The sequence below is a fragment of the Thioalkalivibrio sp. XN279 genome, assembly GCF_011089885.1.
Taxonomy (GTDB): Bacteria; Pseudomonadota; Gammaproteobacteria; order Steroidobacterales; family XN24; genus XN24.
In genome coordinates this window covers 70253-85924 of sequence record NZ_JAANBD010000007.1, presented here as the reverse complement: position 1 = coordinate 85924, position 15672 = coordinate 70253, and the positions used below count along the sequence as shown (strand labels likewise).

Genomic DNA, 15672 nt, shown 5'->3' with positions numbered 1-15672 from the left:
ACGCCAGAAAACACAAGGAGAGAAACCATATGTTAGGACGCACATTCAGCAAGCTGCTGACTATCGCCACGCTCACCGTCGGGTTGAGCGCCCACGCTACGGCGCAGCAGCCCGTCAAGATCGGCTGGACCGCCTGGTCGGACGCAGAGTTCGTCACCAAGCTCGCCAGCCGCATCATCGAGGATCGTTTCGGGCGCGAGGTCGAGCTGATGCAGACCGATATCGCGCCACAGTACCAGGGTCTTTCCACGGGCAGCATCGACGTGATGCTGATGTCGTGGCAGCCGGACACGCATGCCGACTACGTCGAGCGGGTCGGGGCCAAGACCGTCAACCTCGGCCTCCTGTACACCCATGCACGCCTCGGCTGGGCGGTACCGAACTACATTCCTGAGAGCGAGGTCAAGAGCATCGCTGATCTCGCCAAGCCCGCCGTGCGCGAGCGACTCGACGGCACCATCACCGGGATCGACCCGGGCGCCGGCCTCACCCGCCTGTCCAAGCAGGCCATCGAGGAATACGGTCTCGAGGGCTACGAACTCCAGGTTTCCTCGGGCGCCGGCATGACGGCGGCGCTGCAGCGTGCCGTGCGCCGCGACGACTGGATCGTGGTCACGGGCTGGAGCCCGCACTGGAAGTTCGGCGCCTACGACCTGCGCTACCTCGAGGACCCCAAGGGCGTGCTCGGCAGTTTCGAGCGCGTGCATGCCGTGGCCCGCATGGGCTTTTACCAGGACAACGTCGAAGTGGCGTCCTTCCTGTCACGCATGCAGATCCCCATTGCCGATCTGCAGGCAGCGATGTACGAGGCCCAGGAAACTTCCTACGAGGCGGCCGTCACTAATTACATCGCGGCGAACGGCAAGCGCATCGATTACTGGGTCACCGGGCAGCTGTAACCGCGCAGCGCAAACGGGAGATACAGAAGGGCGTCCATCGGGCGCCCTTTTTCTTTGCCTCCGGGTTGACAATCTCATATTTGGGGTTATTCTCCCCACATACAAAGCCCTCCTCCGATCTCGTCCCACCGCACCGGCAGACCCGGCCAAAGGAAGCCCCACATGAGCAGTGAAATGCTGATGACCAATATCGCCAAGGACCTGCGGCCGTGCGAAGCGCCCGGCGCCGCTCCCGACGGCGTGGCGCAGCCGCTCGCCAAAAGCCGGCTGGAGGCTGCGAGAGCGGCTTTCGTGACCCGGCGGGTGAATTTCGCAGACGCGCGCACGCTGCTGACGGAGGCCACGCCCAGGGCCGGGGACGTGGTGCTGGCCCGCGTCAAGCGCCTGCGCCATCACGCCAAGCTGCAGTGCGCGCGCGGCCGCCGCGTGCAGCTGTTTCATGGCGACGAAATCCTGGTCTGTTTCGGCGACCGTTACGCGCCCCAGCAGTTCGAGGCCTACGTACCGGCGACCCTCGGTCCTTGCCACCTGGTCGCCTCGGGCGGGGTGGCCGCACAGGCGGTGAACTGGCACGAGCGGATCCACCGGGGCCCGACCGAGATCGAGGTGCTCGGGATTCTCGGCGATGCCGAGGGACGCGCTCTCAACCTGCGCCGCTACGCCCTGCACGCGCAGCCGGCCGAGGCCTCCCGGCCGCGCCTGATCGTGGTCGCCGGCACGTCCATGGACTCCGGCAAGACGACGGCCGGCGCGCACCTGGTGCGCGGGCTGACCCGCGCCGGCCTGCGCGTCGGCGCCGCCAAGGTCACCGGCACCGGGGCCTGCAACGACTACTTCCTGATGCGGGATGCGGGCGCGGCCGTGGTGCTGGACTTTACCGACGCGGGCCACGTCTCCACCTATCGCGCCGGGGAGCCGGCGATCCGGCGGGTGGTGGAGACGCTCACCGCGGAGCTCTCGCGCCATGGGCTGGATGCCGCCGTACTCGAGGTCGCGGACGGCCTGGTCCAGGCCGAGACCGCGGCACTCCTCAGCGCGGCCTGGTTCCGCCAGGCCATCGACGGCGTGATCTTCTGTGCCCAGGACGCCATGGGTGCAAAAGCCGGCGTCGAATGGCTCGAGCAGCGCGGCCATGACGTGATGGCCGTGTCCGGCCTGCTGACGGCGGCGCCCCTGGCGATGCGCGAGGCCGGCGAACTGCTCGAGCAGCCCATCATCGGCCTCGACGGGCTGTCCGACCGGTACGTGTCTCGTTCCCTCGTGGCGTGCGACACCCGCGATGCGGAGCTGGCCAATGCCTGCGCCGGCTGAGTCACTCCCGCTCGACGTCCGTGCGGCGGCCGCGGCCGCGCCGCGGCATTTCGCGGCATTGCTCGGCAATGCCCTCGCCCAGGCCGCGTGCACCGTGGCACTCGCGCTCGGCGCCAGGGCGGCCATCGATTCCGGCCCGGGGATAGCGACCGTGTCCGTGCTCGCTGTCGCCGCGCTCGGCGGCGCCTGGCTGCGCGGTCGCGAGCGCGTGGACGGCGAGGCGCTGGGCCAGCGGTTCGTGCATGACGTGCGCCTGCGGCTGTTCGATCACCTGCTGGCAGTGCCGACGCGGGAACTCAGCGAACGGCCGAAAGGCGGCGCCCTGGTGCGCTTCGTGGGCGACCTGCAGGCGATCAAGTCCTGGATCAGTCGCGGCCTGGCCCAGTTGATCGTGGCCTTGCCCATGCTCGCGGCGTCCGTGGCCGTGCTGGGCTGGATCGATCCCGCGCTCGGCATCCTGGCCGCGGCCCTGGTGGTCGCCGGTGCGGTCGGCGCCGCCTTGCTGGCGGGCCCCCTGGCGCAGGCGAACCGCGAACTGCGCAACCGGCGCGGCCAGCTCGCCCGGTTCGTGACCGAGATGATGGGCGCCGTGCCCTCGGTGCAGGCCCATGGCAAGGAATCGCGTGAGCAGCGGCGCCTGGACGCGCGCGGGGCGCATGTCATCGACGCCGCCTGTGCGCGGGCCGTGCTGGTGGGCCGGGCGCGAAGCCTGGTGCAACTGCTGGGCTCAGGCGCGCTGCTGGCCGTGCTCGTCATCGGCGCTGCGCGCCTGGAAGCGGGCGAAATGGTCGCCGCCCTCGCCGTCGTGGCCTGGCTCACCACGCCGATTCGGGATCTCGGGCGCGTGTTCGAATACTGGCAGGCCGCGAAGGTGGCGCGGGAGCGCATCAGCGCATTCTTCCGCTGGCCGCAGCTGCCCGGCGCGCAGGGCGGCCGGCGCCTGCGCCGTCCCGGCGGCCAACTCCGCTACGATGGCGTGGTGGCCTGTGCCGGCGCGGCGCCGCTGGACCTGGAGGTGGACGCCGGCAGCGTCACGGTCTTCACCGGCCCGAACGGCTGTGGCAAGAGTTCGCTGCTCGCGGTCACCGCCCGCCTGCAGGCGCCGGTCGCGGGCAGAGTGCGGCTTGGCGGCCAGGACCTGGCGCAGGTGCGCAACCGTGACCTGCGGCAACACATCGCGATGGTCGGCCCGGACCTGCCGCTCATCCGGGGTTCGGTGCGTCGCAACGCGAGCTATCGCAGTCGTGGCATGACGCCGGAGGCCTTCCGGACGCTGATGCGGCGCTGCCGGCTCGAGCACCTCGTTGAAAATGGTGGCGACTCCCCCGCCCGCATCGCCGAGGCCGGCCTGAACCTTTCCAGCGGAGAGCGGCAACGCCTGGCGCTGGCGCGGGCCCTGTGGCCGGAACCGAGCGTGCTGCTGCTGGACGAGATCGACAACCACCTCGATACCGAGAGCCTCGCGGTCCTGCGCAGCGTCATCGCCGCGTTCCCCGGCACGGTGATCGTCGTCACCCACGACCCGCGACTGCTGGATGCGGCGGAGCGCGTGGTCGAACTCGGCGCGGACGGGTCCATCGTCAGCGATCGCCGCCAGCCGGCGTCGGACGTGGCCTGGGAGGGCGCCGCGTGATCGACTCGTCCCTCGCGACCGGCCCGACGACCCGGCACAGCCTGGCAGTGGACCCGCGCACCCGCTACCTGCGTTTCGAGCCGCGGTATCCGGACCCGCAGCGACCTCCGCTCGTCTGCGTGCACGGCATCAGCCGTGATGCGCAGGGGCACCTTGCAGCGTTTACGGACTGGGCCGAGCGCACCGGCACCGAGCTGCTGGCGCCCCTGTTCGACCGCCGCCGCTTCCGCGGCTACCAGCGCCTGAAGGCCTCCAACCGGACGCTGAACCCGGTCGCAGCACTGGACGCGATCCTCGACGAGACGGTGGGTGACCGTCCTTGCGTGCTGTACGGCTTCTCGGGCGGCGCGCAGTTCGCGCACCGCTACGCCCTCGTGCGCGCGCAGCGCGTCGCCGGCGTCGCCCTCGCCGCAGCAGGCTGGTACACCTTTCCGACCGCCGCAGCGAGCTTCCCCTACGGACTCGCGCCCGGCCGCCTGCCGAAGCCGCTCGCAATCGACGTCCCGGCGTTCCTGCGACTGCCGAAATGTGTGCTGGTGGGGGACCGTGACGTCGAGCGGGACGCTGCCCTCCGCTCCAGCCGGGCGCTCGATCGCGAGCAGGGAGACAACCGCCTCGCCCGGGCCACGGCGTGGGTCGCCGCCGTCAACCGCGCAGCCGCGAAAATTCCGGGCGCCCCGGCCTGCGAGCTCGTCGTCGTGCCGGGCGCAGGCCATGACTGGCAGGAGTGTTACGAGCATGGGCGCATGCATGAGCTTGTCGCCCGCTTCTGCGACGACGTCTGCCACGCAGAGCAAAAGCACCACCTGTACGTCGACGCCGTCCGTGTCGCCACAACCTGATCACCTATATCGAAGTCATGGAGATGATGATGCACAGTCCCTGGAATCGTTACCTGATGATCGCCGCTCTTGCCCTGGCACCTGCGGTGGCCACCCAGGCGGCGGAGACTTCATTCACCCTGGATGATGGCGCGCAGGTGGCCTGGGGGGACGAGCGCTACCTGCGGCTCGGCGGGCGCATTCACTACGACGTGGCCCGCTACAGCGACGACGTCACCCTGCTCGAGGATGACCAGGACTTCCGCCGCGCACGCCTGATCCTGCGCGCCGGTTTCGACGACTGGCAGTTTCGTGCCGACTACGACGTCGGCCTGGTGGACGGCTGGCGCAACCTGTACGTGCGCTACGGCGGCTGGGAGCGCGTGCGGGTCACGGCAGGCAACCAGGTCGCCCCCTTCTCCCTCGACGAGCTGGCGAGCTCGAACGACCTGGCCTTCATGGAGCGTTCCCTCGCTTCCGCGCTGAGTCCCGCGATGCTCACCGGCCTCTCGGTCGGGACGTGGGGCAAGAACTGGACCGCGACGGCAGGCGTTTTCGGCGACGAGCTCAGCGATCTCGACCGGCGCACGGCGGACGGTACTTCGATCGTCGGCCGCTTCACTTATGCCCCGATACGCAAGCGGCGCCAGGTGCTGCATTTCGGCATCGCCCACGAGTATCGCTCGGTGGATTCGAACGCGGATGTCCGCATCCAGGCCCGGCCCGAATCGCGGCTCACCGATGCGCGCCTGGTGGATACCGGTCGCATTGCCGGCATCGACAGCCTCTCCACGACCGGGCTGGAGCTGATGGGAATTATCGACAACGTGCGGCTGCAGACCGAGTACATGCACATGCGCCTGGACGGTGGACCCAACGAGGCGGACTTCAGCGGCGGCTACGTCCAGGCAAGCTGGCTGGTGACCGGCGAGCGCTATCGCTACAGCCGTTCACGTGGCGTGCCGACGGCGGTGCGGCCGCGGGGCGACTGGGGCGCACTCGAGCTCTCGGTGCGCTACAGCATGCTCGACCTCGAGGACGGCCTCGTCACGGGCGGGGAGCAGACACAGGTCACGGCGGCCGTATCGCTCTACCTGAACGAACACTTGCGCACCAGCCTCAACTACAGCCGCTACGACGCCGCGCCCAACCGTGACGGCATCGACGAGGACGGCTCGATCCTGATGTTGCGCTTCCAGGCTGCACTGTAGGAGCAAGGTCATGGCACCCCTCATGAAACACTTCCGCCTGATCCGCGCCGGCGTCGAGCTCGAGCCCCTGCGCCTCGAACTGGGCCGCCACTCGAGCGCCTGGGATGCCCAGGTCGGTCGCCAGCTTACGGCACCCGCGCAGCGCCACACCAACGCCATCCCGCTCCGGGGCCTGAGGCGATCCCGCATCCGCGGGCGCCGGCGGCGGGATGTGCACGAGAGCCGCTGGACGGCGCTGTCCAAGCAGTTTCCGGCGACGGTCGCTTTCATCGAGCAATTCGCCGCCGAGGTGCGGGGCACGCCGGGGCGTGCGCGTTTCGCCTGTTTGCCGCCGGGCAAAACGGTGCTGCCCCACATCGATCGTGGTGAATATTATCGCTTGCGGGACCGCTACCACCTTGTGATCCGGAGCGAGCACGGCAGCGTGCTCAATGCGGGTAACGAATCGGTGCGCATGCGCGAGGGGGAGCTGTGGTGGTTCGACAACAAGGCCGTCCACGACGCCTGCAATGACTCTGCATCGGACCGGATCCACCTCATCTTCGACCTGCTGCCGGCGGGCGCCGAACCGTCCACGCTCTCTGCGGACCCCGGCAGGCTCCTGGAAGCGGAGCTGACTGGCCGGGAGCAGCGTGCTGTCGAGGAAGTAGCGCGCGCAGTCGCCCTGTATTCGGCAGCAAGGGAACGCCCGCAGCGCTGGGCCCGCACACTCGCCGCGGCGGACCTGCTGGAACTGGCGCAGGAGAAGCCGCTCGGGGCACTGGCGCGGATACTCTGGCCGGATCTCTGCGTTTCCGGCCGGGCGCAGCGTGAATCGGCCATCGCCTGGTCACTCGGACTGCTGGACACGGGACGGATCCGTCCCGCAGAAGTCTCGCAGGCGATCCTCGAGGCCGGGGGGCTTGATGCGGTACATCGCTGGTGGCGGGCGGACCGTGACCGCGCCATCTACGAGTTTTGCCCGGGCGGGCTGGAAGAAGACGATGCCGCGCCTCGAGGCCGGCTTGCAGGCGAGCGACGCACACCACGTGATCACGCTTGCACTGGTTGACATTCACATGCGTGGGGCTAATGTCCCCACATGTAATGTCAATGGTGCCACTCTAGGAACAGGCAGGCCCGCACCATGCGCCGACAAGGAACCACGTCCACGTGAGCAGCGATGACTTCAAGTCAGCCATCGTCCTGGCCGCAAGCCGCGCCCTGCGGCCGCTGGCCCGCATGCTGCTCGCCAGCGGCCTGACGTTCCGCGAATTCAACGCCCTCGCCCGCCGGGTCTTCGTGTCGGTCGCGACCGACGAGTTCGGTCGCGGCGGGCGCCCCACGAATATCTCCCGCGTCTCGCTCATGACCGGCATTGCGCGCAAGGAAGTGAAGAGGCTGCGCGACGAGCTGGCCCAGGAGCACCCCGACGTACCGGCACTGCGCAAGACGACGGAGGCGACACGAGTGCTCAGCGCCTGGCACGATGCGCCGGGCTACCAGGACGCCGATGGCGTCCCGCTCGCCATACCGCGCGACGGTCCGCCACCCTCGTTCGCCGCTCTGCATCACGAGCACGGTGGCGACATCCCGGCCTCGACCCTGGAAAAAGACCTGCTGCGCACCGGCGCAGTCGGGATCACAGAAAACGGCAGGTTGCAGGCGCTCACCCGTTATTTCATGCCGTTGCCGCTCGAGGCAGAGGCAGTCGACCGCGCCGGCGACGTCCTCATGACGATGGGCAACACCGTGACCCGCAACCTGACGCGGCAACCCGGGACGATGGGACGCTTCGAGGGACGTGCAACCCTGCCGGTGGTCCCGGCCCGAGCCGAGGCGGAATTCAGGCAGTTCCTGGAAGCCGAAGGCATGCGTTTCCTCGAGGCCATGGATCGGTGGCTGCTGGAACACGCACCCGAGTCCCCCATTGAAGCGAAGAACGCGATCCGTCTCGGCGTCGGCGTGTACCAGATCACGGAACCCGCCGTGCCAGAAACATCCGATGCCCCTGAAAACCCGAACTCTTGAACTGCCAGCACTGAAGGGACCCCAGATATGACTGCTTACCTGCCCAAGCTCACGAAGATATCCAGGCCAGCGCTCGCGCTCGCAGTCATGGCGGCCGTGGCGGGCTGCGGCGGCGGCTCCGGCGGGTCTTCCAGCGACGGCTCAGTCGTGACCCCGCCGCCCGGCGGCGGGGTGGTGACGCCGCCCCCGGGCGGGGGCGGCGACCCGGGCATCGGCATCGATCGTGGTGGCGTGTTCTACGCCGAACTCACGGGGTTCGGCAGCATCGTGGTTGCGGGCGTGCGCTACGACACGGCCGGCGCCGCGATCACCGTCGAGGGCCAGCCGGCCACCCAGTCTGCCCTCGAGGTAGGAGACGTGGTGCTGGTGGCAGGCACGGTCAACGATGACGGCGTGACCGGCGTGGCCGAGCGCGTCATCGCGGACGACGTCCTCGAGGGACCGGTCGAATCCATCGACCTGTCCACCGGCGAGTTCAGGGTGCTGGCGCAGACCGTCGTGGTCACCGCGGACACCATCTTCGACGACGACTTTGCGCTGCGCTCGCTCGAGGGGCTCGCCAGCGGCGACATCGTAGAGATTGCCGGGTTCCTCGGCGACGGCAGGATCGTCGCGACGCGCGTGGACCGCGACGATAGCAACGACGGCTTTGAGGTCGCGGGCTTCGTCACCAGCCTGGACAGCGGCGCCCGCACCTTCAAGATCAACGACCTGGTCGTCGACTACACGACTGCTGCCATCGACGACGATTTTCCTGGCGGCGCGCCCGCTGAAGGCGAACTGGTGGAGGCCGAAGGGATCCGCTTCGAAAACGGCACGCTGTTCGCCAACAACCTCGACTTCTGGGGCAACCGCCCGCGCGTCGCCTGCGACGGTTTCGACGACGGCGACGACGATGGCGATTGCGACGTCGAGATCCAGGGCTACGTCTCTGCAGTGGCATCGGCCAGCAGCTTCGAGCTCAACGGTGTCCCCGTGACCATCAACTCCGGCACCAGCTTCGAGGACGGCACTGCGGCCGACATCGCGCTCAACGTCCGTCTCGAGGTCGACGGTTTCATCAACGCCGAGGGCGTGGTGGTCGCGACTGAAATCGACTTCGAGGACGACGAGCGGCCGATCGAGATCGAGGCTCGCGTGCAGGCGGTGGACCTCGACAACAGCGTGATCACCCTGCTCGGCATCCGTGTGCAGCTGAACAACCGGACGCGCTTCGAAGACTTCAGCAGCGCCCAGGCGTTCCCGTTCCGTGCGGCAGATATCAGGGTCGGCGATTATCTCGAGGTCATCGGCGTGCCGTCCGAAGATGCCTCTGCGGACGTGATCGCCACCAAGGTCGAGCGCGATGACGACGACGACAACACCGTCTCCCTGCAAGGCTTCGTAGAGGCCCTGGCACAACCCGACCTGGCAATTCTCGGCGTGACCGTCCAGACCACGGTCGGCACGGAGTTCGAACTGGGCGACAACGAGGCGTCGCAAGCCGAGTTCTTCGCCGCCATACAGGTCGGCGAACTCGTCGATGTGGATGGCATCCAGGTCGGTGATCGCACGATACTGGCTGACGAAGTGGAGCTGGGGAACGAGGACATCGACGACTGAGCGTCGCCGCGCACTCACTTTAAGGAAGCCGCTGGCCTCGCGTCAGCGGCTTTCTTCTTTTGCCGCGGAACGCATAGCCTTGACGCGATACATGTCGTGATCGGCGCGATAAAGAAGCTCCTCGTGACTGTCACCCGGCTTGATCATGGCAACGCCCACGCTGCAGCCAATCTCGATCGTCCTCCCGCAAACGGAGATCGGGCGCGACAAGGCTTGCGTGATGCGCTCGGCGAGTTCATGCACCTCATCCACAGGCAAGGGCTCGCGAATGAATATGGCGAACTCATCGCCACCCAGGCGCGCCAACGGGTCGTTTGCCCGCACCAGGCCCGTGAGGCGATGGGCCACGACGCGCAGCGTCTCGTCACCCGCGTCGTGCCCGAAAAGGTCGTTCACGGGCTTGAACCGGTCGAGATCAAGGTAAAGCAAGGCGCCTTGCTCACGTCGGGGGTTCGAGGGGTCGAAATGCCCTATTAGGATCTCCATTAGCCGGCGCCGGTTCATCAGGCCGGTGAGGTGATCTGTGCCTGCCATATCCGCCAGCTCACGCTGCGCATTTCGACTCCGGCTCATCTCTTCTTCGAGATCCTGCGCCTGGCGCGCGAGTTCCGCGGCCGTGACGTTGAAGGTGCGGGCCAGCTGGCCCAGCTCTCCCCATCCCCCCTCCGGCACCCGCACGGAGCTGTCCCCGCCGCGGAGCTTACGAGTGGCCTCGCTGAGGTGTCGCAGCGGCTTGGCGATGCGGGCGGCCATGAACATGGCGACAACCAGTGCGAGCAAGAGAAGCACCACCAGGTTAAGCACCAGCGCCCTGGCCTGGCCCGCGCCGAAGCGGCGGAACTCCTCCCGCGCGACTGCGATGACGACCTTGATACCCGGCACCGGCAGCTCGCGCATCGCGAACAGTTCGCCGTTGTTCCAGGCAACGATCTCCGCCTGCGGCGACACCGCCCCGCGCCACAGCTTTGCCTCGACAGCAGCGTCGAGTCGTACCTCCGACACGCGCAAGCCGGTCGACTCTCCGTGAGCCGGAGCCAGGATCATCCGCCCGGCGCCGGGTTTCTCGAGCACAAGGAGCGTCTGCCCGCCTGCGTCCGCGTCCTGGTAGTCCTGCAGGATTGCGCCCAGGTCGCGCGTATCGCTCAACACGAACAGCGAGCCGAGCCGGCGTGGTCCGAGAAGCAGCTCGGCCTCGAGACGAGCCACGACCTGGACGCCATCCGGCGCCAAAAGGTGCATGCCTGAGCGCGACGCGCCCGGAGTCGCCGCCGGAATCCAGTCGGCCTTGCCCATCCCTGCCTTGCCCGGCGCGGCCGATGGCGTGCGGCTCTCGTCGAGGGCAATGCGGCGGCCATCCGGGGCCCTGATCCCGATACTGAGGATATTTTCGGCCGGCGCAGCGGCATCGCCGAGAATTCGTTCAACCAGCGCCAGCGCAGCGAGGTCCCCGCTGTCGAGATACTCCGCGAGGCTGATTCGCATTTGCGTGCGGCTGGCGATGAGATCAAGCTGGTCGGACAGGCGGCGGAACTCATGTGCGAGGCGACGTTGCTGCGCCAGCGCCAGCTGCTCCACGTGGCTCTCCGCCCGAGTCCGCAGGTGGTGCTCGAGCTGTTGCTGCTGGACCAGGAAGAAAGCCAGCAACGGCAGCACAGCAACGACGAGAAACGCGACCAGCAGCCTGGCCTGCAGTCCCAGTTGCGGCAACCAGCGGGGTTTGGCGGTCACCTTCACATTGCAGCTCCAGCTGCGTTTTCCTGCAGCGGGCACACGGAGCGCGCTGCCCTGACTCAATGCTAGTTTATCCATCCCGTTTTGCAGGCGACTTGTATCACGGGAACACAGTCGAAACCGCCACGACAGCCAGTTCTGCGGTTAGAATTCGACCATCGGCTACGCTTCAGTTCGCGGCCCGATGCCGCGCCAACAAACTGGATAAGACAATGACTGACATCGACAAGACACAAGCCGTCGCCAGCTCGGTACTCGGCGTCGAGCTGGAGGCCGCAGAGGCCGCCGCCCTGGCTGGCAAAATGGGCGTTGAGCAACTGAAATCCGGTGATCTCCTGGTGGGCGAAGGCGAGTCGCGTCGCACCCTGTTCATGCTCGCCGCGGGACGCATCAGCGTCTGCAAGGTGGACGGCGAGGAGGAACAGCCGATCTACCAGCTGCGCGTGGGCGAGTGCGCAGGCACGCGCGCCTTTCTCGACGGCTCAGAGCGCAAGGCCGCACTGCGCGCCGAGGCAGAAAGCATCGTCCTGACGCTCGAGCCCGCGGACTTCGAGAGCCTGGTCGAGAGTCACCCCTGGGTGGTCTACAAGGTGATGCGTGCCCTGTTCCGCGTCACGCATAGCAACCTGATGCGCATGAACTTCGAGAGTGCGGAGATGCGCAACTACATGATGAAGACCGGCGGGCGTTACTGATCCCGTGCCTGCCCGCCTGGACACCGAATCGCCGCACATCTACGTCGACGCCGACGCCTGCCCGGTCAAGGCCGAAGCAGTGCGCGTCGCCGTGCGCCACAGCCTGCCGGTGACCTTTGTCGCCAACTCGGGAATGGCCCTGCCGCGCGGGCCCCGCGTCCGGCTCGAAGTCGTCTCCGGCGCTTTCGATGCCGCCGACGACTGGATCGTGGCGCAGCTCAGCGCAAATGACATCGTCATCACCGCGGACATTCCGCTCGCCTCCCTGGCGCTGAAAAAAGGTGCCCGGGTGCTCGCACCCACAGGCAAGCCCTTCACGGAGGACAATATCGGCAATGCGCTGGCCACGCGGGAGTTGATGGCCGACCTGCGCGCCTACGGCATGGGCGGCGGTCCCCCGCCTTTCACGCAGAAGGACCGCTCGCGTTTCCTCCAGGCACTGGAGCTGGCCGTCCGCGAGGCCTTGTGAGCCCGAGACCATGAGCCACCACTACGACGCCGGGCGCTTCGAGCGCGTGCGCTGGACGATTTACGGCGTGCTGATCGCCGCTTACATGCTGGCGTTTTTTCATCGCTTCGCTCCGGCCATGGTGGCCGCCGAGCTGTCGCAGGCTTTCGGCATCACGGCAGCTGCGCTCGGCTCGCTGGCCGCGATGTACTTCTACATTTACACCGCCATGCAGATTCCCGCCGGGGTACTGGCCGACACGCTCGGCGCGCGTTTTGCCGTCACCATCGGCAACGTGGTCGCGGGTGCGGGCGCGATCGTTTTCGGGCTGGCCGAGACCTTCGCCGCCGCGAGTTTCGGCCGCTTCCTCGTCGGTCTTGGCGTCTCCGTGGTGTTCGTCGGCCTGATGAAAAGCAATACGGTGTGGTTCAGCGAGCGCCGCTACGGCACCATCAGCGGCCTCACCCTGCTGCTCGGCAACATCGGCGCCATCGCGGCCACCGGACCCATGGCGCTGCTGCTCATGCGCATGGAATGGCGCACCCTGTTCGTCGGCCTCGGGGTATTCGCCGTAGCGCTGGGCGTGGCCTCCTGGCTGCTGGTGCGCAATCGGCCCGAGGAACTCGGCTTCCCCTCGGTGCGCGAGATGGAAGGGCTTGAGTCGCACGCCGCGCGCGAGCGTCACTGGTTTCATGACCTGCGCACCGTAATCGCGAATCGCCGGCTGTGGCCGGGGTTTTTCTACGACTTCGGCATGACCGGCAGCCTGTTTGCCATGCTCGGCCTGTGGGCCGTACCCATGCTGCGGGACGTGCATGGCCTCAGCCGCGGCGACGCATCGCTTTACACGACCCTGGCGACCGCGGCCTTCGCCGTCGGCTGCCTGCTTGCAGGCAGCCTGTCGGATCGCATGGGACGTCGCGTCCCGATCCTGCGCGGCGGCGCTCTGCTCTACCTCGCAGTGTCCCTGGCATTGCTGTTCCTGCCCTGGGGCCCAGGCGTACTTGCTTATGCCCTGTTCGGCGTCCTCGGCCTCAGCGCGGGCAGTTTTGTCGTCGCCTACGCCCATGCCAAGGAAGTCACCTCCCCGGCCCTCTCCGGGATGGCGATCGCCCTGGTGAACACCGGCCTGTTTCTCGGCACCGCCGTGTTCCAGCCGTTGTTCGGCTGGGCCATGGACCTCGGCTGGGACGGCACCGTGGTCAACGGGGTTCCGGTGTATGCCGCTGCCGACTACGGGCGCGGCCTGTGGCTGCTGGCCGGATTCGCGGCTCTCGCGCTGTTCGCGTCGCTGTTCCTGGTGGAAACACGCTGCCGCAACCTGACGCTCGACGCGCCGGCTTCCCGCACTGCCTAGGCCGCAAGCGCCGCCAGGGCCAGGACAAGCAGGCCGGCCATCACCGGCACGACGATGGTCACCATGGCGATGTCACGGTAGGCCTTGCGATAAGTCAGGCTCATGATGGTCAGCATCACGACCACGGCGCCGCAGTGCGGGAGCGAGTCCAGGCCGCCCGACGCCAGGGTGGAGATCCGGTGCAGCAGCTCGGGCTCGATACCCATCTCGAGATAACGCGGCGCCAGCGAGGCCATGAAAATCTGCAGGCCGCCGGAAGCGGAGCCGGTGATCGCCGCGACCGTGCTGACTGAGAGATAGGCCGACAGCAGCGGGGGCAGACCGCTGTCGACGACCAGGCCGGAAAAAGCGGCAAATCCCGCGGTCTGGATGACCACGCCGCCGAAACCGATGATGGCGGCCGTGTTCATGATCGGCAGGATGGCGTCGTTGGTGCCGCGCCCCATGCTGGCCAGCCACTGCCCGCGCAGGCGTGGCAGCAACAGCAACGCCAGCACGGTGCCCACGGCGAGCGCCAGGCTGGGCCAGAACACGGGCTGGCTGGCTGCGAAGCCGATGACGCGCGCCATCAGCGTGTCCGAGTCCGGTGCGACGACCATTCCCAGCAGCCGCGGCCCGATGATGATGCCCAGCACGACAAGCAGCGGCACGAGCGCAACGGCACGCCCGGGAAGCCCTGCCTCAAGCTCATCATCCTCCGGCACGTGCTCGTGGGGGGCAGGATCGAAGCCTTCGCCGCGCGCCAGGGCGGCGCGGCGCTCCCGTTCCAGGTAGGCCATGCCGAACACCACCATCAGGGCGCTGGCGACAATCCCCAGCATGGGCGCCGCGAACAGGTCGGTACCCAGCGCCCGGGCTGCGATGACGTTGTGGATCGAGGGCGTTCCCGGCATGGCCGTCATGGTGAAGGTGCCGGCGCCGAGCGCCGCGGCGCCGGCGAGCAGGCGCTTCGGCGTGTTGGCGTCGCGCGCCAGCTCCATCGCCAGCGGATAGACGGCGAAGATGACGACGAAAACCACCACCCCGCCATAGGTCAGCAGCGCGCAGGCCAGCATGATGATCCACAGCACCCGCTCGCGCCCGAGCAGGTCGCGGAACATCAGCGCGATCGTCGTGGTGGCGCGACCCTCCGCCATGACCTTGCCGAAGATCGCCCCGGCGATGAAGATCAGGAAGAACTGGCCGGCAAAGGTGAAAGCGCCGGAGCGACCGGTGGCATAGTGCTGCAGCAGGCTCTCGGTCAGCGGCAGGCCGTTGCTCAGCGCGACGACGATGGCCGCCAGGAGCGAGGCGAGTATGACGTTGACACCGCGCAGCACCAGCCAGATCAGCAGGGCGAGGGACAGCAGCAGGCCTACGTTCGCGAACATCGACGCAAGATAATCCGACGCGCCCCGACCGTCCAGCAGGGCACGCCACGAGTACCGGCGTTCTCAGTTGACCAGCGTGACCGGGCTCGCCGCGTGGCGCATCACCTTGTCGCTGATGCTGCCCAGCACCAGTGTCTTCATCCGCGAGTGGCCGCGCCGGCCCATCACCACCAGGGTGGCGGGATCGGCTTCCGTACGCGCGATGATCTCCTCGGCGGGGGCGCCGATGGCGATTTCTTCCTCGACCCGCTGCAACATGTCCGCATCCAGCCCGAGGCGGACCTGGTTGAAGGCGCGCTGCGCGCACTCCTGGGCTGCCTCCTCGATGTCCTGGCGCGAAATTCCCGCCAGGCCGATGAGTTCCACCGATGCTGCCGGAAACACGTAGAGCAGTTTCGCCTGCGCCTCGAGGGCCGCGGCCAGCTGGATGCCGAAGCGCGCGGCGCGCACCGAGTTCTCGGAGCCGTCGATCGGAACGAGAATCGAGTTGATGTATCCCTTCATGCTGCTTCTCCTGCCTTCAGCCGGTGCGAACCATGCTTGCAGCCAAAGTGTAGTTCGCCGTCGCCGCGCCGCCATGCCGC

Annotated in this window: 14 protein-coding genes; 11 read left to right on the top strand and 3 right to left on the bottom strand. The window is 67.8% G+C overall.

The features are described from left to right. Positions 1 to 29: 29 nt before the first annotated feature. The 8 genes from G8346_RS01475 (at position 30) to G8346_RS01440 (ending at position 9487) form a co-directional block, all read left to right on the top strand. Complete coding sequence (locus tag G8346_RS01475; protein ID WP_166047503.1) at positions 30 to 899, top strand: glycine betaine ABC transporter substrate-binding protein; 870 nt, start codon at positions 30 to 32, stop codon at positions 897 to 899. Between the two features lie 162 nt (positions 900 to 1061). Further along, entirely contained in the window at positions 1062 to 2210 is a 1149-nt protein-coding gene (locus tag G8346_RS01470; RefSeq protein ID WP_166047501.1) for a DUF1611 domain-containing protein, read from the top strand. Continuing rightward, entirely contained in the window at positions 2194 to 3843 is a 1650-nt protein-coding gene (locus tag G8346_RS01465; protein ID WP_166047498.1) for an ABC transporter ATP-binding protein, read from the top strand. Before G8346_RS01470 ends, G8346_RS01465 begins: the two co-directional genes overlap by 17 nt. Next, complete coding sequence (locus G8346_RS01460) at positions 3840 to 4685, top strand: alpha/beta fold hydrolase (protein WP_166047496.1); 846 nt, start codon at positions 3840 to 3842, stop codon at positions 4683 to 4685. The genes G8346_RS01465 and G8346_RS01460 overlap by 4 nt, the downstream gene beginning before the upstream one ends. Before the next feature lie 29 nt (positions 4686 to 4714). Continuing rightward, a complete protein-coding gene (locus G8346_RS01455; RefSeq protein WP_166047494.1) occupies positions 4715 to 5875 on the top strand; it encodes an OprO/OprP family phosphate-selective porin in 1161 nt (386 codons plus the stop codon). Between the two features lie 22 nt (positions 5876 to 5897). After that, positions 5898 to 6926, top strand: a complete 1029-nt coding sequence (locus G8346_RS01450; protein WP_166047491.1) for an aspartyl/asparaginyl beta-hydroxylase domain-containing protein — start codon at positions 5898 to 5900, stop codon at positions 6924 to 6926. 101 nt (positions 6927 to 7027) lie between these two features. Next, positions 7028 to 7885, top strand: a complete 858-nt coding sequence (locus G8346_RS01445; RefSeq protein WP_166047489.1) for a DUF6502 family protein — start codon at positions 7028 to 7030, stop codon at positions 7883 to 7885. 27 nt (positions 7886 to 7912) lie between these two features. Further along, positions 7913 to 9487: a DUF5666 domain-containing protein gene (locus G8346_RS01440; RefSeq protein ID WP_166047487.1), complete on the top strand. Its 1575-nt coding sequence runs from the start codon at positions 7913 to 7915 to the stop codon at positions 9485 to 9487. A gap of 42 nt (positions 9488 to 9529) precedes the next feature. Here the strand turns inward: G8346_RS01440 and G8346_RS15045 are convergent, their stop codons facing one another. Further along, positions 9530 to 11221 carry a GGDEF domain-containing protein gene (locus tag G8346_RS15045; RefSeq protein ID WP_166047485.1) on the bottom strand — a complete coding sequence of 564 codons (1692 nt, stop codon included), beginning with the start codon at positions 11219 to 11221 and terminating at the stop codon, positions 9530 to 9532. Between the two features lie 209 nt (positions 11222 to 11430). Between G8346_RS15045 and G8346_RS01430 the strand changes: the two genes are divergently transcribed. The 3 genes from G8346_RS01430 to G8346_RS01420 are packed head-to-tail and all read left to right on the top strand — an operon-like array spanning position 11431 to position 13718. After that, entirely contained in the window at positions 11431 to 11913 is a 483-nt protein-coding gene (locus tag G8346_RS01430) for a Crp/Fnr family transcriptional regulator (protein WP_166047483.1), read from the top strand. Positions 11914 to 11917: 4 nt separating this feature from the next. Further along, positions 11918 to 12382 carry a YaiI/YqxD family protein gene (locus tag G8346_RS01425; protein WP_206202523.1) on the top strand — a complete coding sequence of 155 codons (465 nt, stop codon included), beginning with the start codon at positions 11918 to 11920 and terminating at the stop codon, positions 12380 to 12382. 10 nt (positions 12383 to 12392) lie between these two features. Continuing rightward, on the top strand, positions 12393 to 13718 hold the full coding sequence (locus tag G8346_RS01420; protein ID WP_166047481.1) for an MFS transporter: 1326 nt from the start codon (positions 12393 to 12395) through the stop codon (positions 13716 to 13718). Here the strand turns inward: G8346_RS01420 and G8346_RS01415 are convergent. Beyond that, complete coding sequence (locus G8346_RS01415) at positions 13715 to 15088, bottom strand: GntP family permease (protein ID WP_166047479.1); 1374 nt, start codon at positions 15086 to 15088, stop codon at positions 13715 to 13717. The two genes, G8346_RS01420 and G8346_RS01415, sit on opposite strands and share 4 nt — an antisense overlap. Before the next feature lie 63 nt (positions 15089 to 15151). Beyond that, on the bottom strand, positions 15152 to 15592 hold the full coding sequence (locus G8346_RS01410) for a universal stress protein (protein WP_166047477.1): 441 nt from the start codon (positions 15590 to 15592) through the stop codon (positions 15152 to 15154). Positions 15593 to 15672: the final 80 nt, after the last annotated feature.

Excerpts from the sequence above, each read along its gene's own strand:
- G8346_RS01475 (WP_166047503.1), top strand. The coding sequence starts at position 30 with ATGTTAGGACGCACATTCAGCAAGCTGCTGACTATCGCCACGCTCACC.
- G8346_RS01470 (WP_166047501.1), top strand. The coding sequence starts at position 1,062 with ATGAGCAGTGAAATGCTGATGACCAATATCGCCAAGGACCTGCGGCCG.
- G8346_RS01465 (WP_166047498.1), top strand. The coding sequence starts at position 2,194 with ATGCCTGCGCCGGCTGAGTCACTCCCGCTCGACGTCCGTGCGGCGGCC.
- G8346_RS01455 (WP_166047494.1), top strand. The coding sequence starts at position 4,715 with ATGCACAGTCCCTGGAATCGTTACCTGATGATCGCCGCTCTTGCCCTG.
- G8346_RS01450 (WP_166047491.1), top strand. The coding sequence starts at position 5,898 with ATGAAACACTTCCGCCTGATCCGCGCCGGCGTCGAGCTCGAGCCCCTG.
- G8346_RS01440 (WP_166047487.1), top strand. The coding sequence starts at position 7,913 with ATGACTGCTTACCTGCCCAAGCTCACGAAGATATCCAGGCCAGCGCTC.
- G8346_RS01430 (WP_166047483.1), top strand. The coding sequence starts at position 11,431 with ATGACTGACATCGACAAGACACAAGCCGTCGCCAGCTCGGTACTCGGC.
- G8346_RS01420 (WP_166047481.1), top strand. The coding sequence starts at position 12,393 with ATGAGCCACCACTACGACGCCGGGCGCTTCGAGCGCGTGCGCTGGACG.
- G8346_RS01415 (WP_166047479.1), bottom strand. The coding sequence starts at position 15,088 with ATGTTCGCGAACGTAGGCCTGCTGCTGTCCCTCGCCCTGCTGATCTGG.
- G8346_RS01410 (WP_166047477.1), bottom strand. The coding sequence starts at position 15,592 with ATGAAGGGATACATCAACTCGATTCTCGTTCCGATCGACGGCTCCGAG.